The organism is Herbidospora sp. NBRC 101105 (genome assembly GCF_030269205.1).
GTDB lineage: Bacteria > Actinomycetota > Actinomycetes > Streptosporangiales > Streptosporangiaceae > Herbidospora > Herbidospora solisilvae.
In genome coordinates this window covers 350,191-376,073 of record NZ_BSSX01000008.1, presented here as the reverse complement: position 1 = coordinate 376,073, position 25,883 = coordinate 350,191, and the positions used below count along the sequence as shown (strand labels likewise).

The 25,883-nt window shown below is 69.5% G+C and carries 24 protein-coding genes, 1 tRNA gene and 1 pseudogene; 12 read left to right on the top strand and 14 right to left on the bottom strand.

The window, feature by feature from the left end:
- The first annotated feature begins 46 nt into the window (after nucleotides 1-46).
- Together QSK34_RS31415 and QSK34_RS31410 are read left to right on the top strand one after the other, a co-directional pair.
- A tRNA-Arg gene (locus QSK34_RS31415) sits at nucleotides 47-118 on the top strand.
- Nucleotides 119-544: 426 nt separating this feature from the next.
- Entirely contained in the window at nucleotides 545-2,362 is a 1,818-nt protein-coding gene (locus QSK34_RS31410) for a DUF262 domain-containing protein (protein ID WP_285589450.1), read from the top strand.
- A 300-nt stretch (nucleotides 2,363-2,662) separates the two neighbouring features.
- Here the strand turns inward: QSK34_RS31410 and QSK34_RS31405 are convergent, their stop codons facing one another.
- From QSK34_RS31405 to QSK34_RS31390, 4 genes and pseudogenes are all read right to left on the bottom strand, one after another.
- Nucleotides 2,663-2,857, bottom strand: coding sequence for a hypothetical protein (locus QSK34_RS31405; protein ID WP_285589448.1), 195 nt, complete (start codon nucleotides 2,855-2,857; stop codon nucleotides 2,663-2,665).
- Nucleotides 2,858-3,467: 610 nt separating this feature from the next.
- Nucleotides 3,468-4,249 (bottom strand): annotated as a pseudogene (locus QSK34_RS31400) (transposase family protein).
- Nucleotides 4,250-4,753: 504 nt separating this feature from the next.
- Nucleotides 4,754-5,329, bottom strand: coding sequence for a hypothetical protein (locus tag QSK34_RS31395; protein ID WP_285589446.1), 576 nt, complete (start codon nucleotides 5,327-5,329; stop codon nucleotides 4,754-4,756).
- Nucleotides 5,330-5,477: 148 nt separating this feature from the next.
- Nucleotides 5,478-6,320: a helix-turn-helix transcriptional regulator gene (locus QSK34_RS31390; RefSeq protein WP_285589445.1), complete on the bottom strand. Its 843-nt coding sequence runs from the start codon at nucleotides 6,318-6,320 to the stop codon at nucleotides 5,478-5,480.
- 86 nt (nucleotides 6,321-6,406) lie between these two features.
- Between QSK34_RS31390 and QSK34_RS31385 the strand changes: the two genes are divergently transcribed.
- The 7 genes from QSK34_RS31385 (at nucleotide 6,407) to QSK34_RS31355 (ending at nucleotide 12,815) form a co-directional block, all read left to right on the top strand.
- Nucleotides 6,407-6,937 carry an MmyB family transcriptional regulator gene (locus QSK34_RS31385; RefSeq protein WP_285589443.1) on the top strand — a complete coding sequence of 177 codons (531 nt, stop codon included), beginning with the start codon at nucleotides 6,407-6,409 and terminating at the stop codon, nucleotides 6,935-6,937.
- Between the two features lie 20 nt (nucleotides 6,938-6,957).
- Nucleotides 6,958-8,055 carry a sensor histidine kinase gene (locus QSK34_RS31380; protein WP_285589441.1) on the top strand — a complete coding sequence of 366 codons (1,098 nt, stop codon included), beginning with the start codon at nucleotides 6,958-6,960 and terminating at the stop codon, nucleotides 8,053-8,055.
- A 20-nt stretch (nucleotides 8,056-8,075) separates the two neighbouring features.
- Entirely contained in the window at nucleotides 8,076-8,915 is an 840-nt protein-coding gene (locus QSK34_RS31375) for a helix-turn-helix domain-containing protein (RefSeq protein WP_285589438.1), read from the top strand.
- Nucleotides 8,916-9,174: 259 nt separating this feature from the next.
- The gene (locus QSK34_RS31370) at nucleotides 9,175-10,359 is read left to right on the top strand and encodes a type III PLP-dependent enzyme (protein ID WP_285589436.1); all 1,185 of its coding nucleotides are present in this window, start codon (nucleotides 9,175-9,177) and stop codon (nucleotides 10,357-10,359) included.
- Nucleotides 10,356-10,736: an adenosylmethionine decarboxylase gene (gene speD / locus QSK34_RS31365; RefSeq protein ID WP_285589434.1), complete on the top strand. Its 381-nt coding sequence runs from the start codon at nucleotides 10,356-10,358 to the stop codon at nucleotides 10,734-10,736. The genes QSK34_RS31370 and speD overlap by 4 nt, the downstream gene beginning before the upstream one ends.
- On the top strand, nucleotides 10,733-11,656 hold the full coding sequence (locus tag QSK34_RS31360) for a spermidine synthase (protein WP_285589432.1): 924 nt from the start codon (nucleotides 10,733-10,735) through the stop codon (nucleotides 11,654-11,656). Before speD ends, QSK34_RS31360 begins: the two co-directional genes overlap by 4 nt.
- 136 nt (nucleotides 11,657-11,792) lie before the next feature.
- Nucleotides 11,793-12,815 carry a M24 family metallopeptidase gene (locus QSK34_RS31355; protein ID WP_285589429.1) on the top strand — a complete coding sequence of 341 codons (1,023 nt, stop codon included), beginning with the start codon at nucleotides 11,793-11,795 and terminating at the stop codon, nucleotides 12,813-12,815.
- Here the strand turns inward: QSK34_RS31355 and QSK34_RS31350 are convergent.
- A complete protein-coding gene (locus QSK34_RS31350) occupies nucleotides 12,812-13,375 on the bottom strand; it encodes a 1,2-dihydroxy-3-keto-5-methylthiopentene dioxygenase (protein WP_285589427.1) in 564 nt (187 codons plus the stop codon). The genes QSK34_RS31355 and QSK34_RS31350 overlap by 4 nt on opposite strands.
- A gap of 84 nt (nucleotides 13,376-13,459) precedes the next feature.
- Here QSK34_RS31350 and QSK34_RS31345 point away from each other — a divergent pair, with 84 nt between their 5' ends.
- Genes QSK34_RS31345 through mtnK form a run of 3 tightly spaced genes read left to right on the top strand, consistent with a single transcriptional unit; the run spans nucleotide 13,460 to nucleotide 16,675 of the window.
- The gene (locus QSK34_RS31345; RefSeq protein ID WP_285589425.1) at nucleotides 13,460-14,551 is read left to right on the top strand and encodes a substrate-binding domain-containing protein; all 1,092 of its coding nucleotides are present in this window, start codon (nucleotides 13,460-13,462) and stop codon (nucleotides 14,549-14,551) included.
- Nucleotides 14,548-15,522, top strand: a complete 975-nt coding sequence (locus QSK34_RS31340) for an ABC transporter permease (RefSeq protein ID WP_285589423.1) — start codon at nucleotides 14,548-14,550, stop codon at nucleotides 15,520-15,522. The genes QSK34_RS31345 and QSK34_RS31340 overlap by 4 nt, the downstream gene beginning before the upstream one ends.
- Nucleotides 15,509-16,675 (top strand): S-methyl-5-thioribose kinase, encoded by a 1,167-nt coding sequence (mtnK, locus tag QSK34_RS31335; protein WP_285589421.1) that lies wholly within the window; start codon nucleotides 15,509-15,511, stop codon nucleotides 16,673-16,675. The genes QSK34_RS31340 and mtnK overlap by 14 nt, the downstream gene beginning before the upstream one ends.
- On the opposite strand, the gene mtnB is transcribed toward mtnK, so the two are convergent.
- From mtnB to QSK34_RS31290, 9 genes are all read right to left on the bottom strand, one after another.
- Nucleotides 16,672-17,283, bottom strand: coding sequence for a methylthioribulose 1-phosphate dehydratase (mtnB, locus tag QSK34_RS31330; protein WP_285589420.1), 612 nt, complete (start codon nucleotides 17,281-17,283; stop codon nucleotides 16,672-16,674). The genes mtnK and mtnB overlap by 4 nt on opposite strands.
- On the bottom strand, nucleotides 17,280-17,939 hold the full coding sequence (gene mtnC / locus QSK34_RS31325; RefSeq protein WP_285589417.1) for an acireductone synthase: 660 nt from the start codon (nucleotides 17,937-17,939) through the stop codon (nucleotides 17,280-17,282). The genes mtnB and mtnC overlap by 4 nt, the downstream gene beginning before the upstream one ends.
- Nucleotides 17,936-18,886 (bottom strand): nucleoside hydrolase, encoded by a 951-nt coding sequence (locus QSK34_RS31320; RefSeq protein ID WP_285589415.1) that lies wholly within the window; start codon nucleotides 18,884-18,886, stop codon nucleotides 17,936-17,938. The genes mtnC and QSK34_RS31320 overlap by 4 nt, the downstream gene beginning before the upstream one ends.
- Nucleotides 18,883-19,872, bottom strand: a complete 990-nt coding sequence (locus QSK34_RS31315) for an S-methyl-5-thioribose-1-phosphate isomerase (RefSeq protein ID WP_285589412.1) — start codon at nucleotides 19,870-19,872, stop codon at nucleotides 18,883-18,885. Before QSK34_RS31315 ends, QSK34_RS31320 begins: the two co-directional genes overlap by 4 nt.
- Nucleotides 19,859-20,752, bottom strand: a complete 894-nt coding sequence (locus QSK34_RS31310) for an ABC transporter permease (protein WP_285589408.1) — start codon at nucleotides 20,750-20,752, stop codon at nucleotides 19,859-19,861. The genes QSK34_RS31315 and QSK34_RS31310 overlap by 14 nt, the downstream gene beginning before the upstream one ends.
- Nucleotides 20,749-21,780 carry an ABC transporter permease gene (locus QSK34_RS31305; RefSeq protein WP_285589406.1) on the bottom strand — a complete coding sequence of 344 codons (1,032 nt, stop codon included), beginning with the start codon at nucleotides 21,778-21,780 and terminating at the stop codon, nucleotides 20,749-20,751. The genes QSK34_RS31310 and QSK34_RS31305 overlap by 4 nt, the downstream gene beginning before the upstream one ends.
- Before the next feature lie 40 nt (nucleotides 21,781-21,820).
- Entirely contained in the window at nucleotides 21,821-23,278 is a 1,458-nt protein-coding gene (locus QSK34_RS31300; RefSeq protein WP_285589404.1) for an ABC transporter ATP-binding protein, read from the bottom strand.
- A gap of 23 nt (nucleotides 23,279-23,301) precedes the next feature.
- Nucleotides 23,302-24,330: a BMP family ABC transporter substrate-binding protein gene (locus QSK34_RS31295; RefSeq protein ID WP_285589402.1), complete on the bottom strand. Its 1,029-nt coding sequence runs from the start codon at nucleotides 24,328-24,330 to the stop codon at nucleotides 23,302-23,304.
- A gap of 79 nt (nucleotides 24,331-24,409) precedes the next feature.
- The gene (locus QSK34_RS31290) at nucleotides 24,410-25,882 is read right to left on the bottom strand and encodes a serine/threonine-protein kinase (RefSeq protein ID WP_285589400.1); all 1,473 of its coding nucleotides are present in this window, start codon (nucleotides 25,880-25,882) and stop codon (nucleotides 24,410-24,412) included.
- Nucleotide 25,883 lies beyond the last annotated feature (1 nt).

The window sequence follows — 25,883 nt, the reverse complement described above, 5'->3', positions numbered from 1 at the left end:
TGTGCGAGAACGGTGTGGAGTGCTGGTAGCCTAGGGTTGTTCCTGAGCCCCCTTAGCTCAGGGGATAGAGCACCGGCCTCCGGAGCCGGGAGCGCAAGTTCGAATCTTGCAGGGGGCACCTGATCTTCACCAGCAAAAATTAGCTGTGACCAGCATGAATAGCGCTGAACGGGCGATTCTCCAGTCTCACGGAGACTCGCCCGTTCTCATTGGCGCTCGCTGGTTGTGGGCCAGTTGTGGGCCAACGGCGGGCCGGGTTTGATCAGGCTTTGAGTACCGCTTCGATGCGCTGGTTGATCTGCTCTGCCTGCCCGTCCAGGCACTTGGCGTAGCGCTTGAGCAATACTTCGACGCTCTTGCCGGGGCGGTTCGGCGACGGTGGCCGGATCCACCCCCGCGTCGAGTCACATGGATAGGGCGGCGTGCCGTAGGTCGTATGGTCTGCCGGCCGGGGGAGGCGACTTGATGACCGCCGCATACCTCGTGACCTCTAGCCCTTAGTCGGCTACTCTAGGTCACTCAACTTAAACGATGAGGAGAAGGCATGCCGGAGCCGGCAGTCAATGTTGACCTGATTCCCGTGGAGAGCCAAACAAGAACTATACAGACCTGTTTTCAACAATGTCTCTACGAAGTTCCGAATTTTCAGCGTCCGTATAGTTGGTCTATAGATCAGCTAGAAGATTTTTGGGATGATGTTGTTCTTGCGCGAGGTGATTTCTTCTTTGGTTCTACCGTAACTTGGGTTAGCCAAAAACGAGAATTGTTCAACGATACGTATTCAATTATCGATGGCCAGCAGCGCCTTACGACGAGTACAATCATCCTTTCGGTGATTCGCGATGCACTATTGGATGTCAGCAAAAAGAATGAGGGGATAAAAGAGTTATCGCAGTCCGCAAAGAGCCAGGCGAATGCCACGCAAAAGTACATCGTTGCGACTGACGATGATGGTGTCGAGCATCAGGTCTTGGTTCGCCCGGAGAATATGTTCTACGAACATATTCAGAACCCGAGCGCGATTCCCTCCGGCGTCAAATGGAATGGCAGTGCGCAGCGGATCGGAGAGGCAAGGAAATTCTTCGAAGGTAGAATAATAAGCGACCTTAGCGGCCGATCCGCCGAGGAGCAGGTTGACCGACTCAAGGCCATTAGGGCGAACGTCCTAAAGGCTCGGGTGATCCAGGTCGAGCTAGCTTCAGAGGAAGATGGGTTCCTAATCTTCGAAACCCTAAATACGCGAGGAGCCGATCTCCTACTCTCCGATCTGGTGAAAAATTTGCTAATTCGGGGTGGTGCCAGGGATGTTCCTGACAGGAAGGCGATCGCTACGCGCTGGGAGGGCATCGTCGATAGAGTGCAAGATGGTCGTACCAGCAATGATGTTGTCGACCGGTTTATCTGGCAGTCCTGGAACTCTCGCCGCGACGCAGCTACAGAGCCGGAGCTATTCAAGAAGATTAGCAGGCTGGTGGGATCGGATTCCACGAAACATCTGGCTTATCTGCAAGAACTCGAAGTAGATTCTTTGGCATATGAATGGCTTGAACAGGAGCATATCCAGGTTCAGCGCGCTAAAAGCGGACACCGTAACGCTCTTGCTGTTCCGGAGGTTGTTGATAGCATTCGCGCACTGGCAATTTTCAACGTCTCGGTAGCAAACTCGGCCGTGCTTGCGGTCGCACGAAAATACCAAGAAACGAATCTCCTGGGTCGATCTCAGCTGATCGACGTTATGCGCCTCCTGGAGAACTTCCACTTCCAATTCACGGCTCTGACAAATAGCGGGTCAACTGGCGGAACGCGCGGTCGGTATAACAGGTTCGCAGTTCTCCTTGAGAAGGCTGAAAACAAGAATGAAGTCGCAGTTGCGATCAAAGATTTGAGGAAGAAGCTGCAATCAAGTCTGCCAAATCGCGAGCTGGCTGCTAAAGCTTTTGAAGAAATCTTCTATGCACCCAAACTGCGACTGACCCAGGCGCAGAAGTTGCGTTCACGAAAGATATTTGTAGCGTACGTTCTTATGACTTTCGCCAAGTCGCACATGTTGTTGCCGGCCGGGCAGAATCTTGAAACTTGGTCGATTGAACACATAAAGCCACAGTCGTTGGGTGGGGAAGACACGAAGGATTCTGTCTACTCAATTGGGAATCTAACGCTACTTACGGAAGCGCTAAATAACGATCTCGGAAACGCTAAGCTGCCCATCAAGTTGGCCGCTCTTCGTAGCGGAAGCGCATATTTTGACCCGGACCTTGAGTCGTGGTCGGCTGATGTAGCCGAGTTCCCATCGGACGACCAGATAGCGTCTCGCGCTGCCCGGTTGGGCGAGGAAGCGCTGGACAAAGTGTGGAGCATTTAATGCTTCTGTAAATTGGTGTGTCGGATCGGGAGAGACCCTGACCACTTTTAATGAACGGGCGAGTCTCTGGTCTCACGGATTAACGCCCGTTCTCATTGGCGCTTGCAGGTTATGGGCCTCGCTTGAATCAGGCTTTGAGGGCTATTTCGATGCGCTGGTTGATCTGCTCTGCCTACCCGTGCAGACACTTGGCTTAGCGCTTGAGCAGGACGTCCACGCTGTTGCCGGTGCGCTCGGCCGCGGCCAGCCGGTCCATGGTCGCGTCCTGCACGAGCTGCAAGGACGGGGCGTAGCGTGCCATCACAGATCAACCTTCCCCTTGTACTCGTTGCGCTTGGTGGAGCGCTTTTCCATCACTTCGAGGGCTTCTAGGAACTCCTGCCGGAACTGCAGATTGAACTTGACCGCCTCCACCGAGATCCCCTGGGCGATCTCACGGGCTTCGCGCAGGTGGCGGGCCACGCGCCAGGCGCGGGCGCGGATGTCGATGCCCAACAGCAGCGGGTGTCCTCGAGCTGTTCCATCGCGCATTCGGCGGCGGCTTCGACGTGGTCGAGTTCGCCTGCCAGGTCGTGCGCGAATCAGTGGGAGCCGGCCTGGGACACTGAGGAACTCACCTACGAGGAAGAGCCCCCTGTGATTCGAGCGATGTGGCACGCCTGGCGCACCGGGCACCGGTTCTGGAGCGAGAAGATGATCTGGTCGGGAGAGAGTGGGACGGTCTACTTCTGCTCCTGCGGTGAACAGTTTTGGCCGCTCACAAAGGAGGGGCCGTACCCCGACTGGCGCGACAATCCGGTCCGTAGGGAACCACCTTGGTCAGATGAGACCTAAGGGCGGTAGGTGCGGGCCGGCGTGTCTGATCGCAGAGCTGTTGCTGACGGCGCTAAACTATGCGGGGGCGGCGTTAGGCGCGATCTGGAGCCTTAAGAAGGATGTCATCCGTCATTCGGCGCTTCTCCGGTCAGCAGTCGGTGATCTCGCAGCGGGTGACAATCCGGTTCCGCCTGGTGTTTCAAGAGCGAAGAAAAGAGCTGGCCCTCAGCTATTCAAAGCAGCCTACTCCGCCATGGTTAACAACTGGTTTTCGATCAATGAGCCCTTTTCATCGTGGTCGATAGCCGGTTTCGATGTGGTGCAGGACGAGGATGGCCTGGATGATCGTGGTGGCCCGATGAGGGCAGCAGCCGTGCTGGGCGAGGATCTTCCAGGCTTTCAGCGTCGCCACGGCGCGTTCGCCGATCGCTCGGATGCGGGCATGCGCGCGGTTGACGGCCTTCTGTCCGCTCGACAGCCGCGGTCGGTGCCGGTGGCGTTTGAACGGGGTGCGGATCGTCCCTCCCGCGCCTTGATAGCCCCTGTCCGCGAACACCTTCACCCCCGCCCTGGTCAGCGCGTCGACTAAACCGGCAGTGCGGGCGGCCGTCAGATCGTGTACGGCTCCGGGCAGGGCTGGGGAGGCCCAGACCAGGCGTCCGGCTGGGTCGGCGAGCACCTGGCGTTGACCCCGTGCCGGTGGTGTTTGCCCGAGTAGTACGGCTGTTCGTCGGCCAGTCGGTCGATCGGGATGAGCGTGCCGTCCAGAATCGCGTAGGCCAGACGTTGGGTATGTGCCACAGCAGCATGCACGTCATCGGCCAGCCCGGCGAGCAGGCCGAGGGTCTCGCGGACATATCGCCAGGCGGTACTCGTGCCGATCCCAAAACCGGAGGCGAGCCGGGTATAGGTGTCGCCGTTGCGCAGATGGGCCAGGACCAGCAGCGCCTGATGGCTGGAGTTGAGACGGCGCCATCGGCCGCCCAGGCCGGCGCGGTGGGCGCGGATCAGTTCGGCCAGGCGGGTCAGGGTGTGGTTCGACAAGGGGATCGAGGCAGGGTAGGACAGCAATCGAGGCTCCCGGTCGGGGCATCGGGTTTTGGTCGATTTGCTGTCCTACCGGGCGCCTCTTCTCATGTCACCCCGACGCGCCGGACCTGCTGCGACCAGCACAGTCACGATGAAAAAGCCTCAATGAACTATGAGGATGTAGTCGTGCTCCCGATTGAACCGCGCGGGTGATCGGGATCACGTTGCCGTCGGGGCCGCGGTGGTTCCTCTCGGGCTGAATCACACGACCGATCGCCCCTTCTGGTCCATTCGAACCACCGGTTTGATCGCCGGATGAGGGGGTTGTGGACCAGCCCTGGACCAAGACCGCTGAGAACTGAGGAATGCCTCGCGTCGCCGCAGTTCATACGTGTTAGAGCCTGCATCCGTACCCCTCTCCGGAGCCGGGAGCGCAAGTTCGAATCTTGCAGGGGGCACCTCTGATCCACCGTGAGAAACCCTGACCGGCCCGCGAGAACGCGGGCCTTTTTGCATGTCGACCGGTGTGCCGACGTCCCAGGAGAGTCAGTAGGCGCACTGGACGACGACGTCGTCGAGTTCGGCGCGTGGGGCGAACAAGTGGTTGAAGGCCTTCCCCACGGTCAGCCGCAGCACGACGTCGGAGCGCTGCGCGGTCCAGCTCACCGTGTGCAGGCGCCAGCCCGGGTCCACCGTCTGGTCCACCGGCACCGTCTTCAGGGCGATGTAGGTCCAGTCGGCCGGGTTGATCACCTCCAGGTTGAAGGTCGCCGCGGCGTTGCGCAGGTCCAGCCAGACGCCCGCGGCGCAGCGGGCGCCGGGGTGGGCGGGCACCGGGGTGAGGACGATGGTCCGGCTGATCGCGCACCAGCCGCCGGTGTTGCTGACGCGCAGGCCGGCCATGCCGGTGCCGGTACGGGGCGAGGCGACCCCGACGCTCTGGAAGTACGGGGTGTCACAGTCGCCCTGGTCGGTGAACGCCCACCGGGCGGCCGGGTTCGACGCCGGTTCGAAGCCGTCGGAGAGCTGCCAGACGCCCGCGGAGGCGGGCCCGGCCGGGACGAGGACCGCGGCGAGGGCGATGGCCACCGCCATCAGCGCGCGTGGGAGTGCTGAGCGCATGACCGAGCTCCTTGTCAGATCTGAGACGACGACACCGTCATTCTGCGGGCCGCCGCGAGATCCGTTCACCCTGGACTTTTCGCCCCGATATGCCAGGGTCGCCCCCTGGTTTCGGCCGGACCGACCGTTCGAGCCGTGCCCCTCGGGCTCAGGTCACCTCGCGGCACATCTGCTCCAGCGCCTCCGCCGAGTGCCGGTCGTGGCCCGCCTGGAAGGTGATCAGGTGCTGTCCCGGTGACCCCGCCAGCGAGAACACCTCGGTGATGACCGTCAGCTCGCCCACCAGCTCGTGCCGGAAGCGCCGCAGGCGGCCGGGTTCGATCTGGACGTCGTAGCGGGCCCAGGCGTCGCGGAACTCGGGGCTCAGGTCGGTCAGTTCGTCGACCAGCTCCGACACGCGGGGGTCGTGGAGGTTGCGGCCGGCGGTGGCGCGGAAGTGGGCGACCTTGGCCCTGGAGGTCGACTCCCAGTCGGCGTAGAACTCGCGGGCGACCGGGTCGAGGAACATCGCGCGCAGCGTGTTGTTGCCGATCTTCGGTTTCCGGCGCAGGCCCCGCTCGTAGAAGGCCGTGGCCGAGGGGTTCAGGGCGAGCGTCTCCATGCACTGGTTGATCACGAAGGCGGGGGTGCGGGGCCAGCTGTCCATCAGCCGGATCAGGTGGGGGCTGACCTCGTCGGTGGCGTCCGGCGGGCAGGGGTCCGGGTCGGCCGGGGAGGGGCCCCGGGCCAGGGCGTACAGGTGGGCGACGGCGTCGGCGCCCAGGGTGAAGACCTCCGTCAGGGCGGCGATCACCTGGTCGGAGGGGTTGCGCTCGCGTCCCTGTTCGAGGCGGACGTAGTAGTCGGTGCTGACTCCGATCAGCATCGCGACCTCCTCCCGCCGCAGGCCGGGGGTGCGGCGGGAGCCGGCGTCCGGCAGGTCGACTCGGGCGGGAGGGGTGAGCTCGCGCCGGGCCCGGAGGAACTCGCCGAGCTTTCTGTCGGTTTCCATACAGGCACCTTATGCGCCTTATGTCTGTTTTGACTGGGTGTGTCACGGCCACCCTGGTTGTCCGGATCCGGTCTACGTTCGGTGGCATGAACAGCAGTTTCCCGCCGGATCCGTGCCTGGCGCGGCTCATGGACGACTGGCAGGACGTGGCCGTCCTGCTCTGCGACCCGTTGATGAACGTGCGCGTCGCCAACGATCTCGGCGCCGCGCTGCTGGGCGGACTGAGCCACGCCGACAACCTGTTCCGGCTGGTCTTCCTCGACCCGGCGGCGACCGACTTCTTCACCGAGTGGACGCACATCGCCGCCGCCGCGATCGACGTCCTGCACACCATCGTGGCCGAGGGGCCGCAGCCCGGCCTCGACGACCTGCTCGGCGAGCTGACCGAGCGGAGTGGGGACTTCCGGCGCATCTGGGCCGGGCACGACCTGTCGTCGGACGCCCGCCGGGTCAAGCGCCTGCGCCACCCCGTGGTCGGTGAACTCACGCTGTTCTGCGACGTCCTCGACGTCGCCCGCCTGCCGGGACACCGTGTCCTCGCCCTGCAGGCCGAACCGGAAAGCCCCTCCGAGCACGCGCTCAGTCTTCTCGGAAGCCTGGCCCTGCGGGCCAGTTGAACGAACGACCGGAGGTCAACGTGACCATCGTCCATCCGTCCCGATCCATCCGCACGCGTTGCACCACGGCGACCCTGCTGCTGGTCCTGACCGTCCTGGCTGTCCTGATCACGCTGGACGCGATCGTCATGCCCCTCCGCCCCACCCTGGACGCCGACGCCACCGGGCTGCTCCGCGGGCACGACGTGGACCTGCTCCTCATCGGCTTCGGCCTGGTGCTGACCGCCGGCGCCGGGGTCGGGACCTGGTGGGCCGTGGGCCGGGTGCTGCGGCCCATCCAGGCCATCCGCGGCGACATCGACAAGATCACCGCCAACGACCTGGGGCGGGGGTTGCCCGTCCCGCCGGGAAGCGACGAGATCGCCGAACTGGTCACGGCCGCCAACCTCACCTTCGCCCGCCTGGAGCGGGCGGTCGCCCAGCAGCGCGGTTTCGCCACCCTGGCCTCCCACGAGCTGCGCAACCCGCTCGCCGGCCTGCGCGCCGAGCTGGAGGACGCCCTCGACCACCCCGAGGACAACGATCCGCGGCGCAGCATGCGCGCGGCCCTGGCCTCGGTCGACCGCCTGGAGACCATCGTCACCGACCTGCTCGCCCAGTCCAGCGTGGACGCCGCGGCGACCGCCGTCCCGCACGAGCTCGTCGACCTCACGGAGGTCCTCGTCCAGGAGACCGCCCGGGTGAACCGGACCGGCCACGGGGTGCCGGTCCGGCTCTACGTCGAGGGCCACATGTGGATCTGCGGGTCGCGCATCCAGCTCATCCGCGCGCTGACCAACCTGCTGGGCAACGCCCGGCGGCACGCGGTCTCCTCGGTGCGGCTCAGTCTCACCAGGGTCGGCGACCAGGCGGCCGTCGCCGTCACCGACGACGGGCCGGGCATCCCGCCCGCCGACCGCCAGCGGATCTTCGAACGCTTCATCCGCCTGGACGACGCCCGCCGCCTGGACGCGGGCGGCAGCGGCCTCGGCCTGGCCATCACCCGCGACATCGCCCACCGCCACGGCGGCAAGCTGACCTTGGAGGACTCCGTGGCGGGGGCCCGGTTCGTGCTGTGGCTACCGCTGTTCGGCGCGGTCGCCGAGACGTGCGCGGACGGTTCCGTAGTAGCTCACTAATTCGTACATATGGTGATGAAATGGACAACGGTAGCAACAATCTCCTCGGCGACTTCCTGCGCGCCCGGCGTGAGTCCACCAGTCCAGCCCAGGCGGGTTTCCTGCACGCCCCCTCGCGCCGCACACCGGGGCTGCGGCGGGAGGAGGTGGCGATGCTCGCCGGGGTGAGCGGCTCCTACTACATCCGGCTGGAACAGGGCCGCGAGCGCAACCCCTCGGCCCAGGTGCTCAGTGCCCTGGCCCGGGTGCTGCGGCTGGACCCCGACGCCACCGAGTACCTCTACTCGCTGGCCCACCCCTGGGCCCGGCCCCAGGTGGAGACCGGCGTCATGGACCAGGTCAGCCCGAGTCTGCTGCGCCTGGTCAACCTGTCGCGGCACGCGCCCGCGCTGGTGCTGGGCCGCCGCTTCGAGGTGCTGGCCCACAATCCCCTTCTCGAGGCCCTGTACGAGGGCATGACCCACATCGACCACTGCGTGCGGATGATCTACCTCAGCCCGGTCGCGGTCGACTTCTACCCCGACTGGGAGAAGGCCGCCCGCGCCAAGACGGCCCAGCTCCGCACCGCCGTGGCCGCCGATCCCGACGACCCCTACCTGCGCGGCCTGGTGGCGGAGCTGACCGCCCAGAGCGCGGAGTTCCGCCGCATCTGGGCCCTGCACGAGGTGCGGGCGCGCGGCAACGAGATCAAGGAACTGCGCCATCCCCGGCTGGGCGACCTCAGCCTCTCGTGGGAGGTGCTGTCGGTCAGCGGCACCGGCCAGAAGTTCGTGTCCCTGGCCGCCGAGCCGGGCAGCCACTCCGAATGGGCGCTACACGAACTCGCCGAGTCGGTGGGCGCTTCGGCGGCGCGGGGATAAAACCGCGATCTGTATAGAGAAGTCGTTCCGGTGTCAGCCGGTCGGTGTCGTGCGTGACGCTCTGAGCAGGGGTTTCGTCACCTGACCCGACCGGCTTTCGCTGATAACGGAACGGTAACGACGATGCTTTGTAGAGATATCAACTAAACGTGTCAAGGTACTTGACTACTCTCGGGCCTGCCTGAATTGGTAGTAGTTCGGAATCGGAGAAAGTCCCGATGGAACCCCTGCACCCGTACCTCCGCCCAGAGTCAGCCCAATGAGCGCGTCCCCCCAGCCGGAGCCGGCCATTCTCCGCGCACGCGCGTACGCCAGAACCCATCACCTGCCCAGTCCTTCTCTGCTCATCGACCTGCCGACGGTCGCCGCGAACTACCGCGCCCTGTCCACCGCGTTCCCCGGCGCCGGCATCCTCTACGCGGTCAAGGCCAACGCCGCGCCAGAAGTGATCTCCACCCTGTTCGACCTCGGCTCGGGGTTCGACGTCGCCAGCATCGGCGAGGTCGAGCGCTGCCTGTCCCGCGGCGTGCCCGGCCGCTTCCTCAGTTACAGCAACCCGGTGAAGAAGGCCGCCGACATCGCCGCCGCCTACCGGCTCGGAGTCCGCACCTTCGCCTTCGACAACCCCCGCGACCTGGCCCACATCGCGCGATGGGCGCCCCGGTCGAACGTCTTCTGCCGGATCGCGGTCGAGCCGCCCGACGCGGTGATGCCGTTCGGCGGCAAGTTCGGCTGCGACCCCGACGCCGCCGCGCAGCTGCTCGCCGACGCCGCGGCGAACGGGCTGCGGCCGCTCGGCCTCACCTGGCACGTCGGCTCCCAGCAGTGCAACCCCGACGCCTGGGACGTCGGCATCGCGGCGGCGGCCAAGATCGCGCTCCAGCTGGAGCCGGCCGGCGTCAAGCTGCCGATGATCAATCTCGGCGGGGGGTTGCCCATCTCGTACAGCCCGAACCCCGCGTTCGGGAACCGGCCGCTCATCGAGGTGTTCGGCGAGGCGGTCAACTCCTCGGTCAACCGTCACTTCGGCAGCCGCAACCGGCCGCGTCTCCTCCTGGAGCCGGGCCGGGCGATGGTCGGGGCGGCCGGGATCATCCGCTCGGAGGTGGTGACCGTCAGGGAAGGGCGGGCCGCCGACCACCGGCGCTGGGTGTTCCTGGACGTCGGCCGCTACAACGGCCTGGTCGAGACCGAACGCGAGGCCATCGCCTACCGGCTGCGCACCCCCGGCGTGACCGGTCCCACCGCCCCCGTCGTGCTGGCCGGGCCGACCAGCGACGGCGACGACGTGATCTACCAGCGGGTCCAGTACGAACTCCCCCTCGCGCTGGCGCCCGGCGACGTGGTGGAGATCCTGGACGCCGGGGCGTACACCTCCAGCTACTCCTGCGCCGCCGTCAACGGCCTGCCCGCGCTCCCCACGTTCTGCGTGGAGGAGCGATGACCGTCGCGATCGGCGAGTTCGCCGGCTGCCACGTGCTCGCCGAGCTCCGGGGGGTCGACGCCGGCCTCCTCGACGACCTCGCCCACCTGGAGGTCGCGCTCAAGCGGGCGCTGGCCGCGGCGGGGGCGACCATCCTGGAGATGAGCTCGCACCGGTTCGTCCCCCAGGGGGTCACCATCCTGGCGCTGCTGGCCGAGTCCCACGCCTCGCTGCACACCTACCCGGAGCACGCCGCCGTGTTCGTCGACGTGTTCACCTGCGGCACGGCCGACCCGCGCACCGCGGTCGACCTGCTCACCCACGAGCTCCAGCCCGGCCGGGTCACCGTGCAGGTGATCCGCCGGGGCGACACCCCCTCGCCGGAGGCATCCGCATGATCACCATCAACGGCACCACCTGGGTGGCCGAGCCCATCGCCGACGGAATGGAACGGCTCTGGCGCGTCGACGAGGTCATCCACAGCGAGATCACCCCGTTCCAGACGCTCGACTTCGCCAGGACCGCCCACGGCATCACCCTGTTCGCCAACGGCGAGCGGCAGAGCAGCGAGCAGACCCAGGAGGTCTACCACGAGGCGCTGACCATCCCGCCGGTGCTTCTGGCCGACCGGGTGGACCGCTGCCTCGTCATCGGGTCGAGCGAGGGCGTCGCCTGCCAGATGCTCGTGGCCTGCGGCGCGAGCCGCGTCGACCACGTCGACATCGACGAGCAGGCCGTGAGGTTGTGCGCGAGCCGCCTGCCCTACGGCTACACGGAGAAGGAACTGGCCGCCGCCGAGGGCGACGACGGCCCGATCCACGTCCACTACGAGGACGGCTACGCCTTCGTCGAGGCCGCCGTCGCGGCCGGGCGCACCTGGGACGTCATCATCGTCGACCTCCCCGACGAGACCGACGACGGCCAGGCCCAGCACGACCGCCTCTACAGCTCCACGTTCCTCGGCCTCTGCGCGCGGGCGCTGGCCCCGGGCGGCGTCATCTCCACCCAGGCCGGCTGCCCGACGATGTGGCGGCAGACCACCCTGCGCCGCTCGTGGCACAACTTCATCGCGGCGTTCCCGACGGTCGTCTACTTCGGCTCGGCGGCCCACGAGTGGGCCTTCATCAGCGGCCGCCGCGACACCGTCGACCGCCCCCACGCCGTCATGGGCAGACGGCTCCGCACCCTGTCGTACCGGCCGGTCAGCATCGACGTCCGCACCCTGGACGCCGCCCTGGTGCCCCCGCTGGAGATCCGGGGAAAATACCCGAAAGCCTGGCGCCGCCGTCCTTTCGGGGGGCCGTCGCCCCGGTCATGACCTGCACGTTGAACGGCGTCCGTGAGGTTCTCTGGATGCCGGAGCGCTGATCGGAGCAGGGCCCCGGGAAATTCTTCCGGGGCCCTTTTCCGCGCCCGGTATCCTGCGGTCTCCGGCGTCGTGATGGGGGTTCGCCATGTCCGATCATCTGCTCTTCTCCTACGGGACGCTGCGGCTTCCGCAGGTCCAGCTCGCCCGGTTCGGCCGTGAGCTGGACGGCCGTCCCGACGCCCTGGTCGGGTTCCGCCTGGAGACGGCGAAGATCACCGACGCCTCGGTCGTGGCCGACAGCGGCAGCGACGAGCACCCCGTCGCCCTCCCGTCCGGCGACCCGGCCGACACCGTCGAGGGCATGGTCTTCACCCTCACGCCCGCCGACCTGGCCGCCGCCGACGCCTACGAGGTCGACGACTACCTGCGGGTCAAGGCCGACCTGCGGTCGGGGGAGAAGGCGTGGGTGTACGTCGACGCCGCCACCGCCGAGGAGTTCCGGGCCACCCGGCTGCTGACCGCCCAGGCCAACGCGATCACCCTGTTCGACGAGATCGTCGGGCGCGGCCTCATCGCCCCGGGCCGGACCGAGAAGGACGTCAGCGACGCCGTCCGCGACCTCGCCAACGAGATGTTCGGCACCACCCGCCACTGGCACAAGCGGATCGTCAGGTCGGGGCCGAACACCCTGCTCCCCTACCGCGAGAACCCGCCCAACCGGGTCATCGAGGCCGACGACATCGTCTTCTGCGACTTCGGGCCGATCTTCGAGGAGTTCGAGGCCGACCTCGGGCGCACCTACGTCCTGGGCGACGACCCCGTGAAGCACCGGCTCGCCGCCGACCTGCCCGTCGTCTTCGAGGCCGGGCGGCGGTTCTTCGCCGCCGACCCCGAGATGACCGGCGCGCGGTTGTTCGCCGAGGTCGACCGGCTCGCCCGCGAGCGCGGCTGGATCCTGGGGCACGTCCACGCCGGTCACCTCGTCGGCGAGTTCCCGCACGAGAAGATCGACGCCGCCGACATCGAGTCCTACATCGCCGAGGGCAACACGACCCCGATGCGCCGCGTTGACAAGGCCGGGCGGGTGGCCCACTGGATCCTGGAGGTCCACCTGGTCGACGCCGAGCGCGGCTTCGGCGGCTTCCACGAGCAGCTGCTCGACCTCTAGCGGCCGGCCGCGATGGTGTCGTAGTCGGGGATGCGTGAGGCGATGTCGTCGCCGGTGAAGTCGCCGATCCAGCCGTCGTCGTCGTGGAAGAAGCGGATGGCGGTGAAGTGGGGCCTGGTGCCCATGTCGAACCAGTGGGTGGTCTGCTTGGGCACGCTCAGCAGGTCGCCGGGCTCGCAGAACACGGCGTGCACTTTGCCGTCGACGTGCAGGTAGAAGATGCCGGAGCCGGCCACGAAGAAACGCACCTCGTCGTCGTCGTGGGTGTGCTCGTTGAGGAACTTGGCGCGGGCCGCGGCGGCGACGTCGGCGGGGGCGTCGGGGCCGAGCCGGGCCACGTCGACGAAGGTGTAGCCCTCTTCGGCGACGACGGCGGCGACCTGGTCGCGGTAGGCGGCCAGGACGTCGTCGGAGCTCGCGCCGTCGAGGCCGTCGACGATCTCCCAGTGGCGCAGGCGGACGCCGATCTCCTTCAGGCTCGTCGCGATCTCGGCCTGGTCGTCGGTCCGCAGGAGGGTCTCGGGGGCCGGGCCGTCGGTGTACACGGTGAGGTAGGTCATGGGCTTCGTCCCTAATCAGCGGCTATCTGCGTAAATCCTACTTGAAAAGTGGACAATACTCCCAGGCCTGCCTAGCATCCGAGTGTGATTCACGCACGACTTCTCGGCGCATCCCTCCTCCTGGGCGTTCTGGCGCTCGCGGGATGCTCCCAGGGCACCTCCACCACGACCACCTCCGCGCCCTCGTCCGCTCCGGCGGCGCCGGTCGCTTCGCCCACCGTCTCCGTCCCGGCGAAGTTCGCCGCCGGGGGAGTCCGGGTCGCTCTCGTCCGCCAGCTCTCGTCCGGTGACTACTTCGAGCAGTGGCTCGCGGGGGCGCAGGCCGAGGCGCAGGCCCTCAAGATCACGCTGGAGGTCTCCAGCGGCGACGGCAACAACGACAAGCAGGCGCTCAACCTGGAGCAGGCCGTCCAGCAGAAGGCCGACGCGATCATCGTCGACCACGGGTTCGCCGACACCGTCCAGCCCGCCATCAAGAAGGCCGCCGACGCCGGCGTCCCGCTGGTCGCCTTCGACGTCGACCCGGGCACGCCCGAGGCCGTCGCGCTGACCCAGGACGACCACCAGATCGCCGAGCTGGCGCTGGGCGCGCTGAAGGCCGACACCGGGGGGACCGGCGACGTCCTCTACGTGTACGTCTCCGGCTTCGCCCCCCTCGACCGGCGCAACGAGGTGTGGACGCAGTTCAAGAAGGACAACCCGGGCATCAAGGAGGTCGCCCAGATCGGCGTGGTCAACAACTCGACCGCCTCGGCCGTCGCCGACCAGGCCAAGGCCGCCCTCCAGGCCAACCCCGGCGTTAAGGCGATCTTCGCGCCGTACGACGAGTTCGCCAAGGGCGCCGCCATCGCGGTCAAGGAGCTCGGCCTCCAGGACCAGATCAAGATCTACGGCGCGGACATCTCCACCGCCGACATCGGCGTCATCACCGAGCCGAACAGCCCGTGGGTGGCGACCGCCACGACCGACCCGTCGAACGTCGGCCGCATCGCGGTGCGGGCCGCCGCGCTGCTGGTCGCCGGGGAGCCGGTCGGCCCCGAGCTGAAGATCCCGCCCGCCCTGGTCACCCAGAAGCAGCTCCGCGACGGCGGCATCGCCAACATCGAGCAGCTCACCGGCGCCGTGCCCGAACTGACCACACCCGACGTCGCCCGGGTGCCCTGGGCCGCTCGGTGACCCGTCTGCTCTACCGGTACGGGCTGCTCGTCATCCTGGCCGCCCTGCTGGTCGTCTTCGCGGTGCTCCGGCCCGCCTTCGCCTCGTACGCCAACATGCTGATCATCCTGCAGTCGGTGGCGATCGTCGGGGTGGTGGCGCTCGGGGTGACCGTGTCGATGACCACGGGCGGCTTCGACCTGTCGGCCGGCGCGGCGGTCGGCGCGGTCGTCATGGTGACCGCGCTGACCATGGTCCGGTTCAACCTCACCGGCGGCACCGCGATCGTCGCCGGCCTGCTCACCGGGCTCCTGGTCGCGGGGGTGAACGCGCTGCTCACCGTGGTCGCGAAGATCCCCGACCTGGTGGCCACGCTGGGCACGATGTTCCTGTTCCAGGGCCTCGCCCTGATCATCACCTCCGGCACGTCTGTGGCCCCCGGCATGACCGTCGACGGCGCGCCCGCGCCCGGCCGCTACACCGAGGGCTTCGCCTGGATCGGGGCCGGCAAGATCGGCTCGGTGCCGGTCCCGGTCATCGTGTTCGCGCTGGTCGCGGTGGTCGTCTACCTGTTCCTCGAACGCACCCGCTGGGGCGTCGCCCTCTACGCCATCGGCGGCAACGCCGAGGCCGCGCGCCTGGCCGGCATCCGGGTGGCCCGCTACCGGGCCCTCGCCTACGCCGTGTCGGGCCTCTGCGCGGCCATCGCCGGGATCATGTTGTCGGCCCGGCTCGGCCGGGGCGACGTGGGCGCGGGCGACCCCTACCTGCTCCAGTCGGTGGCCGCGGCGCTCATCGGATACGCCGTCCTTGGCGCCAACCGCCCCAACACCGTCGGCACCGTCGTCGGCGCCGTGTTCATCGGCGTGGTGATCAACGGCATGACCATGCTGAACGCCCCCTACTACACCCAGACCTTCGTCCAGGGCGCCCTGCTGGCGGGGGCCCTCGTCGTGAGCTACACCCTCAGGAGTTCCGTTGAGCGCCTATGAGCTGCTGACCGTCGGCAACGTGCCCGGCTACCTCGCGAGCCGCCCCGCGCTGGCGGCGTTCGCGAACCCGGTCTCGGTCCGGGAGATCGGCGACGGCAACATGAACACCGTCTTCGCCGTGGAGGTCGAGGGCGGCCCCGGCGTGGTGCTCAAGCAGTCGATGCCCTACGTCCGGGTCGACCCGGCCTGGCCGATCACCCCCGATCGCAACCGCATCGAGGCCGCCGTCCTGGCCGAACACGGCCGGGTGGCCCCCGGTCTCGTGCCCGCCCTGCTCGACGTCGACCACGACCGGCACGTCGTCGCCCTGGAGGACCTCTCGGACCACCGGGTCTGGCGCGGGCTGCTCAACGAGGGCGTGCGCACCGACGGGGTCGCCGCCGATCTCGGCCGGTACGTCGCCAAGGTCGCCTTCGGCACCTCGGTCTTCGGCCTGGGCAACCATCGGCACAAGGCCGCCCTGGCCGCCGCGGTCAACCCCGAGTTGTGCGAGATCACCGAGGACCTGGTCTTCACCGAGCCGTACATCGAGCACGAGCACAACAAGATCCTGCCCGCCACCAAGGCCGACGTGGCCGCCTACGTGGGCGACCCCGAAGTGCGGACCGCGATCGGGCTGGCCAAGCTCGCGTTCATGACCCGCGCCGAGGCGCTGATCCACGGCGACCTGCACACCGGCTCGGTGCTGGTGAAGCCCGGGTCGACCCGGGCGTTCGACGTCGAGTTCGCCTTCTACGGGCCGGTCGGCTTCGACCTCGGCGCCCTGTGGGGCAACTACGTGCTCGCGGCGGCGCGTGGCTTCGTACAGGGAGACGACGCTCATGCCCGATGGGTGCTCGGGCTGGCCGAGGAGACGTGGGCGGCCTTCGAGACCGAGTTCCGGGCCCTGTGGCCCGACCGGGTCGACCCGCGGATCTACGGCGACGGCGTGCTGGAGGGTTACCTGGCCGCCGTGCGCAGGGACGCCGCGGTGTTCGGGGCGGCCAAGGCGGCCCGGCGCGTCATCGGGTTCGCCCGGGTCAGCGACATCGAGACGCTGCCCGAGGCGGAGCGGGCCGTGGCGATCAGGCGGTCGTTGCGGGCGGCGCGGCACCTGCTGACCGCCGAGCCCGGCCGGGAGTTGTTCGACCGGGTCGGCGACCTGCTCAGCTAGCGGATGGCGATCCGGTAGGCCAGCAGCCACTCCACACACTCGGTGACGTGCCGGGCCCGGTGGAGGGTGGGCGCCCACGTGTAGAGGCCGTGGTCGGCGACGATGACGGCGGGGGTCGCCGCGTCGTACCCGGCCTCGAACCGGTCGCCGAGCTCGGCCATGTCCTGGCTGTTCTCGATGACGGGGATGACGACCTCGTCGTCGTGGGCCAGGCGGCCGATGCCCTTGAGGGTCTCGACGTCCTTCAGGACCACGCCCTGCGGCCAGTGATGGGCGGCCACCACGGCGTTCAGCGCGTGGACGTGCACGATCGCGTCGGCGCCGGTCACCGCCGCGACCCGCGCGTGCAGCCCCGCCTCGGCAGACGGGGTCAGCGGCTCGACGCCCGGCACCGCGACCGGCTCGCCGCGCTCGCCGACCACGGCGACGTCGGAGGCGGTGAGCTCGCCCTTGTCGAGGCCGCTCGCGGTCACCGCGAGCCGCAGCGGATCGCGGGAGACCACCTCCGACAGGTTGCCGGAGGTGCCGCGCATCCAGCCGATCCCGGTGTACCGGGCGGCCTCCACGGCCAGCCGCCCCCCGGCGGCCAGCACGTCTTCCCTGTTCATGCGATCTCCTCGAAGCTCGTGACCACCCGATGGGCGCCGAAGTCGGCCTGCTCGCTCGGCTCGCCGGGCCGCCGCAACCCGATCGCCTGCCATCCGGCCGCCGCCGCGGCGTCGAGTTCCGCCGGTACGTCCGACAGGAACAGCAGGTCGTCGGTCTCCAGCGTGGCGGCGATGCGCTCGTAGGAGGCGCTCTCACGTTTGGGGCCCGCGTTGACCGTGTCGAAGTGGTGCTCGATCAGCACCGACAGGTCGCCGTCGGGGCTGTGCCGGAACCACGGCCGCTGGCTGGAGACCGCGCCGGAGGAGAAGACGGCCAGGCGCCTGCCCCGGGCGTGCCACCGGCGCAGCGCGGGCGCGACGTCGGGGAAGAAGTGGGAGGTCAGGTCGCCACTCGCGAACCCGGCCGCCCAGATCTGGCCCTGGAGGGTCTTCAGCGGGGTCGCCTTGACGTCGCCGTCCATCCAGCCGTGCAGGACGGCGACGGTCTCCTCGGTGGTCGCGCCGCCGGTCTCCCGCACGGCCCGGGCGACCTCGGGGTCGTCGCGGTGGGCGTCGATCCACGGGCCGAGGCGCGAGCGGGCGTAGGAGTAGAGGCCCACGTGCACCGACTCGGTCGAGCTCGTGGTGCCTTCGATGTCCAGCACGATCCAGCTCATCGGGTCAGAACCTCCACGAAGTCGGCGACGAAGCGGGCCGCGTCCACCTCGGTGACCACCTTGGTGGGCGGGGCGGGCTGGTAGGGGAAGGCCGGCGGCAGGCCGTCGTGGGTCCGCATCAGCCTGGCCCTGGCCAGGAAACCGTCGGTCCGTACGTTAACCGGCCCGTCGGCCCACGCGGTCGCGAACGTGGGGTCGAGCAGGATCCCGGCGGCCAGGGGGTCGTGCAGCGGGATGATCCGCCGGCCCCACTCGTTCTGGTAGAAGTCCAGGTAGGCGTCGAGGATCTCGGTCGCGAACCGGGCGACCGGGGTGCCGGCGGCCCGCAGGGCGTTGATGGCGACCTCGTCGAGGATCGTGGTGGCGGTGACGTTCACGCCGACCATGACCAGCTCGTTGCGCGGGGCGGAGAAGACCGCGCGGGCCGCCTCCGGGTCGTTGTTGATGTTCGCGTCCACCATCAGCAGGGTGCCGGGCGGCGCGTACGGCCCCGACCCGCCCATCAGCACGACCGAGCGGTAGCGGGTGAACAGCTCCGGGTCGAGGCGCAGCGCCTGGCCGAGGTTGGTCAGCGGCCCGAGGGCCAGCAGGTCGAGCTCGCCCGGCTGCTCGCGGCCCAGACGGACCAGCAGTTCGGCGGCGCTCTCCCCGCCGGTCTCGGGCAGCGGGCGGTCGTAGCCGACGTCGCCGAGGCCGTCCTTGCCGTGCACGTATCCGGCGATGTGGGCGGTGCCGGTGAGCGGCTCGGCCGCGCCCCGGGCGATCGGCACGTCGAGGCCGAGCAGGCGGTTGACGTAGGCGATGTTGCGGGCGGCGTCGGGCTCGACGCAGTTGCCGAACACCGAGGTGACCGCCACGATCTCGGCGTCGGGGCGGCCCGCCAGGTAGAGCAGGGTGTGGGCGTCGTCGATGCCCGTGTCGGTGTCGACGACGATGCGCCTGGTCATAGTGCTTGTCTCACATTCTCCGGGCGGAAGGCGCCCTTCTCGGTGACGATCCGGGTGACCAGGTCAGGTGGTGTCGTGTCGAAGGCGGGGTAGTGGCCGGTGACGCCGTGGGCGGCGGTCCGCACGCCGAGGACGTGCAGCACCTCGTCCGGGTCGCGGTGCTCGATCACCACGTCGGCCGGGGTGGGGGCCTGCGGGTCGGGGCGCTGGACCAGCGCGTGGAAGGGCAGGCCGAACCGGTTCGCGGCCAGGGCGACGCCCAGCGTGCCGACCTTGTTGATCACGTGGCCGTCGAGGGTGACGCGGTCGGCCGCGACCAGGGCGACGTCGGCGACGCCGTTGGCCAGGGCGGCGGCCACCATGCCGTCGGTGATCAGCGTGGGCTCGTAGCCCATCTCGACCAGGGTCGCCGCGGTCAGCCGCGCGCCCTGGAGGTAGGGGCGCGTCTCGGTGCAGACGAACTCCAGGTACTTGCCCTGTTCCTGGGCGGCCTGGACGGTCGCGATCAGGTAGTAGTCGGCCCAGCAGTGGGTGAGCACCGTCGAGCCGTCGGGCAGCAGGCCGGCGGCGTGCCGGCCCAGGGCGGCCGACCGGTCGCGGTAGGCCTGGTCGTGGGCGGCGGCCGCCGCCTCGACCTGCCCGGCCAGGTCTCCCTCGTGGACGTCGGCGAGGATCGCGGCGACGGCGTCGCGGATGTGGTTGTTGGTGGGGCGGGTGGCGACGAGCCGGTCACCGGCCGCCCGGAGTTCCTTCAGGGCCAGGTCGCGGGGCCGGTGCCGGACGGCACGGGCGGCCAGCACCATCGCGGCCGTGGTCGCGAACAGCGGCCCGGAGCTCTGCGTGACCATGTCCTTGATCGCCTGGGCGACCTCGTCGCTGGTCGTGCAGCGCACCCACCGCCGCTCGAACGGGTAGACGCGCCGGTCGAGGATCTCCACCGCGTCGCCGCTCAGCCGGACCGAGTTCGCCAGTTCAGGCGTGTTCATACGACCTCCTCCGCCGCCGCGCCACGGCGGCGAGCACCAGCGCGGCCAGCGTGATCACATAGGGGGCGGCGTCGGCCGCCTGCTGCGGCAGGCCCGCGCCCTGGAGCCGGAACCCGAACGCCTCGGCGACGCCGAACAGCAGGCAGGCCAGCAGCAGCCGCCCGGGGTAGACGCCGCTGAGCATGACCGCCACCACGGCGATCCAGCCGCGACCGGCGCTCATGCCCTCGCTGAACAGCGTCACGTTGCCGAGCGAGAGCTGCGCCCCCGCGAGCCCGCACAACGCGCCCGCGACCAGCGTCACGCCGTGCTGGTAACCCGAGACGCGCAGGCCGACGGCCTGGGCGGCGTCGAGGTGCTGGCCGACGGCCCGCAGCCGCAGGCCCGACCTGGTCCGGGTCAGCCAGAAGGTCAGCACGGCGACCAGCAGCAGCGCGACCGGCACGAGCGGCGACTGCTCCCTCAGCACCGGGACGTCGAGGCCCAGTTCGCCCAGGTCGGGCAGGCCGGCCAGGTCGGGGGAGCTGTAGGTGCCGCCGCTGCCGAAGATCTGCCGCATCAGGAACGCGGTCAGCCCGAGCGCGAGCAGGTTGAGCCCGACGGCGACCACGATCGGGTCGGCCCGCAACGCCACCGCGGGCCCCGACAGCAGCGCCGAGAACACCACGGTCGCGGCGACCGCGCCCGCGACGCCCGTCCACGCGCTGCCGGTCAGGTCGCTGACCACGACGGCGACGAACGCGCCCCACAACAACTGGCCTTCGAGCGCGATGTTGAACACGCCCGCGACCTGGCAGAGCAGCCCGCCGAGCGCGGCCAGCAGCACCGGCGCGGTGGCGGTGAGCACACCGGCCAGGAACGACCACTCGAAGACGTTCACCGCGGCCTCCTCGCCCGCAGGGTCGCGAGCACCGCCACGATCACGATGATCAGCCCCTGCACGATCTGGGTGAGCTGGCTCGGCACCCCGGCCTCCCGTTCCATGCCCTGGCCGCCGACCTGGAGGAACGTCAGGAGCGCCACGGTGAGCGGCACCACGACCGGGCGCGCGCTCGCCAGCAGCACCGCCGCGACGGCGGTGAAGGTGTAGCCGGGCGCGGTCAGCGCGCCGTCGACGAACCGGTGCGGCGGCCCCAGCACGATCAGCGCGCCCGAGAGCCCGGCGAACGCGCCGCCGCCCGCCAGCGCGAGCGCGGCCACCCGGTCGACCCTGACGCCGCCGTAGCGGGCGAACTCCCGGTTCTGGCCGGTGGCCCGGATCTCGTAGCCGAGGACGGTCCGGCCGTCGGCGTACAACCACAGGGCGGTGAGCGCGGCGATCAGCGGCAGGCCGATCGTCAGGTAGCCGCTGCCGCCGAGGGCGGGCAGGTGGGCCGCGTCCGGCAGGGGCGGGGTCTGCGCGATGCCGGTGTTCGGTTCGGCCAGCGGGAACCGCACCAGGTAGGAAGCGAGCGAGACGGCCGGGGCGCTGATGAGCAGGGTGCTGACGATGGCGGGGATGCCGAGGCGCGTGCTGAGCGGCGCGGCGACCACCGCCACCAGCCCGCCCGCGACCGCGCCTGCGACCAGCGGCAACACGACGCCCGCTCCCGGTGGTAGCGGCACCAGCAGGGCGACCGCCGCGGCGGTGACCCCGCCTGCGGCGAGCTGACCGTCGCCGCCGAGGTTGAACTCACCCGCCCGGAGCGGGAGGGCGAACGCGAGCGCCATGCCGAGCGTGGGCACGAACGCGGCGACGGTGTACTCGAGGTTCCCGTCGAGAACGGCCCCTCTGACGAGGGCCGGATAGGCCAGTGTGGGATCGACGCCGACCACCAGCATGACCAGGGTGGTCAGCAGAAGCGCCCCGGCCACCGCCACGACGGGCGCGGAGGCCACCAGGCGGCGGCCGACGGCGGTCGCGCTCACGCGAACCCTCCGCTCCGGGGTGCGGACCTCGCGTGGGGCGTCATCCGGTCGCTCCCGTCATGGCGCGGCCGAGTTCCTTCTCGGTGGCGTCGCCGGGGAACTCGGCGACGACGCGGCCCTCGTACAGGACCAGGATGCGGTCGGCGAGGTCGCGGAGCTCTGAGAGCTCGCTCGACTGGAGGAGGATGGCGGCGCCCTCGTCGCGGACGGCGCGCAGCAGGTCGTGGACGCGTTCGCGCACGCCCACGTCGACGCCCTGGGTCGGCTCCTCGGCCACCACCACCTGGGATGACCGGGTCAGTTCGCGGGACAGCACGGCCTTCTGGGCGTTGCCGCCCGACAAGGCGCCGATCGGGACGTCGACCGACGCGGCGCTGATGGAGAAGCGGTCGACCAGGTCGCGGGCGCGGGCGCGGACCTTCGCGCGGGGCAGGGCCCACCGGGAGGCCAGGTCGCGCTGCGCGCCCATCAGGACGTTCTCGGCCACCGACATGGCAGGTGCGGTGGCCCGGCCGTGGCGGTCCTCCGGGACGTAGGCCACACGAGGGTCCCGGCCCGCGAGGACGGGGGTGCCGTCGAGGAACACGCCGTGGACCCGGCCGCGCAGGCCGGTCACCGAGTCGATGAGTTCGCGCTGGCCGCTGCCCGCCACGCCCGCGAGGCCGACGATCTCGCCGGGGCGCACCGTGAAGGAGACCTCCGCCAGGCGGGCCACGCCGTCGGCGTCGCGGACCGTCAGGTCGCGCACCTCCAGGAGCGGGTCGCCCGCCGGAGGGCGGGCGCGGCGGCGGACCGGCGGGGTGAGCGAGCGGCCGATCATCGCGTTGACCAGCTCGTCGGCGTCGGTCTCCGACGTGGTGAATCGGCCGGTCACGCGGCCCTGGCGGAGCACGGTCACCCGGTCGCCGACGGCCAGGACCTCCGACAGCTTGTGGGTGACCAGCAGGATCGAGACGCCGGTCGCGGCGACCGTGCGGAGCACCTCGAAGAGGCGCTCGGTCTCGCCGGGGGTCAGCACGGCCGTCGGCTCGTCGAGGATGAGCACCTCGGCGTGGCGGTAGAGGGCACGCAGGATCTCCACCCGCTGGCGCACCCCCACCGGCAGGCCGCCGACCAGGGCCGACGGGTCGGCGCGCAGGCCGTAGCGCTCGGAGAGGGCGGCCACCGCCTCGTTCGCGGCGGCGCGGTCGAGGCGGCCCTTCCTGACCGGTTCTGCGCCGATCACGATGTTCTCGGCCACGGTCAGGCCGGGGAACAGGCGGAACCGCTGGTGGACCATGCCGAGGCCGTGGCGGATGGCGTCGGTGGGGGAGCGCAGGACGACCCGGCGCCCGTCGCGGCGGACCTCCCCGGCGTCGGGGCGGTGCAGGCCGTACAGGATCGACATCAGAGTCGACTTGCCGGCCCCGTTCTCCCCGACCACGGCGTGCACCTCGCCCCTGGCGACCGCCAGGTCGATGCCGTCGTTGGCGAGAACGGGGCCGAACCGCTTCGTCACTCCGACGAGTTCGGCGGCGTACATCAGCTCTGGAGCGGGTCCGCGACGGTGATCTTCCCGGCGACGATGTCGTCGCGGGTCTGCTTGACCTTCGCCACCACGTCGGGGCTGGCCGCGACCGTGCAGCCGGAGGAGGCCAGGTCGTCGCCGAGGGCGTTGACGCCCACGCCGCCCTCGGCCAGGCCGTAGACCTTCACGCCACCGGTCTTGCCCTCGAAGATCTCCTTGATGGCGGCGTGCTCGGCGACGTCCACGTGCTTGAGGACGTTGTCGACGACGTTGCCGGGGCTCAGCGCGCACTGGTTGACGTCGACGCCGAACGCCTTGCCGCCGGAGGCCGCGACCGCCTCGAACACGCCCGGGTTGCCGCCGGAGGCCGCCGCCGCGATGAGGTCGACGCCGCGCCCGGTGAGGGTCTGGGCCTGCGACTTGGCCCTGGCCGGGTCGCTGAAGGGGTTGCTGCCGCCGACGTAGAGCGGGGTGCCCTGGGCGGCGGGCTTGACCGAGGTCGCGCCGGCGAAGAACGGCTCGATCCAGCGGTGGATGAACGGGGTGTCGAGCGCGGCGACCACGCCGATCTGGCCGCTCTTGGAGAGCAGGCCGGCCTCGACTCCGGCCAGGTAGGCCGCCTCGTGCTCCTTGAACGACACGCACGCCAGGTTGGGCGCCTGCTCCTTGGCGCACGAGTCGACCTGGAGGAACTGCTGGCCGGGGTTGGCCTTGGGGACGGTGGTGAACACGTCGTCGAAGGAGAAGCTGATGCCCACGATCACGGTCGGCTTGGCCCGGACGGCCGCGTCGACGTTCTGCGCGATGGAGGTGGGGTCCTTGCTCTCGTACAGCTTGAAGGAGGCGCCGAGCTCCTTGGCGGCGGCCTCGGCGCCCTTGACGCCCAGCTGGAGGAAGCTGTTGGTGCCGACCGGGTTGGGGGTGATCAGGATGATCGACTTGGCCGGCGGGGCCTCGGCGGTCTCGGCGGCGTCGGTTCCGCCGCACGCCGCGAGGCCGAGAAGGAGAAGGGCTGCGGTCGCGATGGCGGGGGTTGATTTCATGGTGTCCCGGTTCCGAACTGCGTAGATGGTGCACGGAGAGCATATCTACACAATTCCTACCGGAACAACAGGATATACCTCACCCCGCCTTGTGCAGCGAGGCCATGAGGATCTTCGCGAACGCGTCGATGGTCCCGTATCCCGTCTTCGGGCCCGAGTAGTAGAGCCACATCTGCACGTTGGCGGTGCGGACGACCAGCCTGGTCTGGTTGTACGGCCCGGCGTCGCGGGTCCAGCCGATGGTCGCGTCGCCGATCCGCCCGCCGGCCCGGAGTCTGGTCGCGGGGTCGCGCTTGGGCTCGTCCTCCTCGGTGGCCCGGCTGGTGTCGAAGGTGAGCCGCGCCGTGGTCTCGGAGTCGAGCTGGACCTTCTGGATCTGGAGGTACTCCCCGCCGGGGGTGATCCACTGGCAGGCGTCGTTCGTCATGAACTCCTGCTTGGCCGCCGTCCCGAGCAGTTTGCGGATCTGCGCCGGCGTGATCAGGGCACACGCCTCGGGGTTGCTCGTCAGCACGGCCTTCTGCTGCTTGGCGGCCGACTGGGTCGTCGCGGCCTGCGTGGGGGTCGTCAGCGTGGTGAGCGTGGTCGGCGTTCCGGCGGCGTCGCCGGGGGAGTTCAGGTAGAGCACACCGCCGCCGACCCCCACCACCAGCACGGCCAGCCCGGCGGCCGCGAACGCCGGAGCCAGGCCCTTCTTCGGCGTGTGCCGCATCGACGGCACCGTCTTCGGCGCGGTGCCCCCGGCTCCCGCGGCGATGTCCCGCAGCAGCGCGGCGGCGTGCCCCGCCGGCATCCGGCGGGCCGGGTCCTTGTCCAGCATCGCCATGAGCACCTGGCCCAGCGGCCCCGACCGCCGCATCGGGTGTGGTTCGTGCATGAGCACGGCCGCCATCACCGCGGCCGGGTTGTCGCGATGGAACGGCGCGTTCCCCTCGACCGCCGTGTAGAGGGTCGCCGCGAGCGACCACAGATCCGACGGCGGACCGTCGGGCTCGCCGCGCAGCCGTTCTGGCGCGATGTATCCCGGTGACCCCGACACCAGCCCCGTCTGGGTCAGGTTGACGTCACCGGCGACGCTGGCGATGCCGAAGTCCGTCAGCAGCACCCGCCCGTCGTCGGTGACCATGACGTTCCCGGGTTTCACGTCGCGGTGCAGGATGCCCATCGAGTGGGCGGCGGCGAGCGCGTCGAGCACGGTCACCCCGATGGCCGCGACCCGCTCCGGGGTCTGCCGCCCCTCCTTCCGGAGGAGCGCCTGCAACGACCGTCCACGGACCAGCTCCATGATGATCCACGGCCGCCCGTCCTCCAGCACGACGTCGTGGACGGTCACGATCGACGGATGTGACCGCAGCCGGGCCGCGGCCCGCGCCTCGCGGAGGGTGCGTTCGCGCATCTCGGCCAGTTGCGGTTCGCCGAGGTCGCGGGGGAGCAGGACCTCCTTGACGGCGACCTCCTGGCGCAGGAGCTCGTCGACGGCGTGCCAGACGGCGCCCATGCCGCCCTGGCCGATGCGGGAGAGCAGCCGGTAACGGCCGGCCAGCAACGTCACG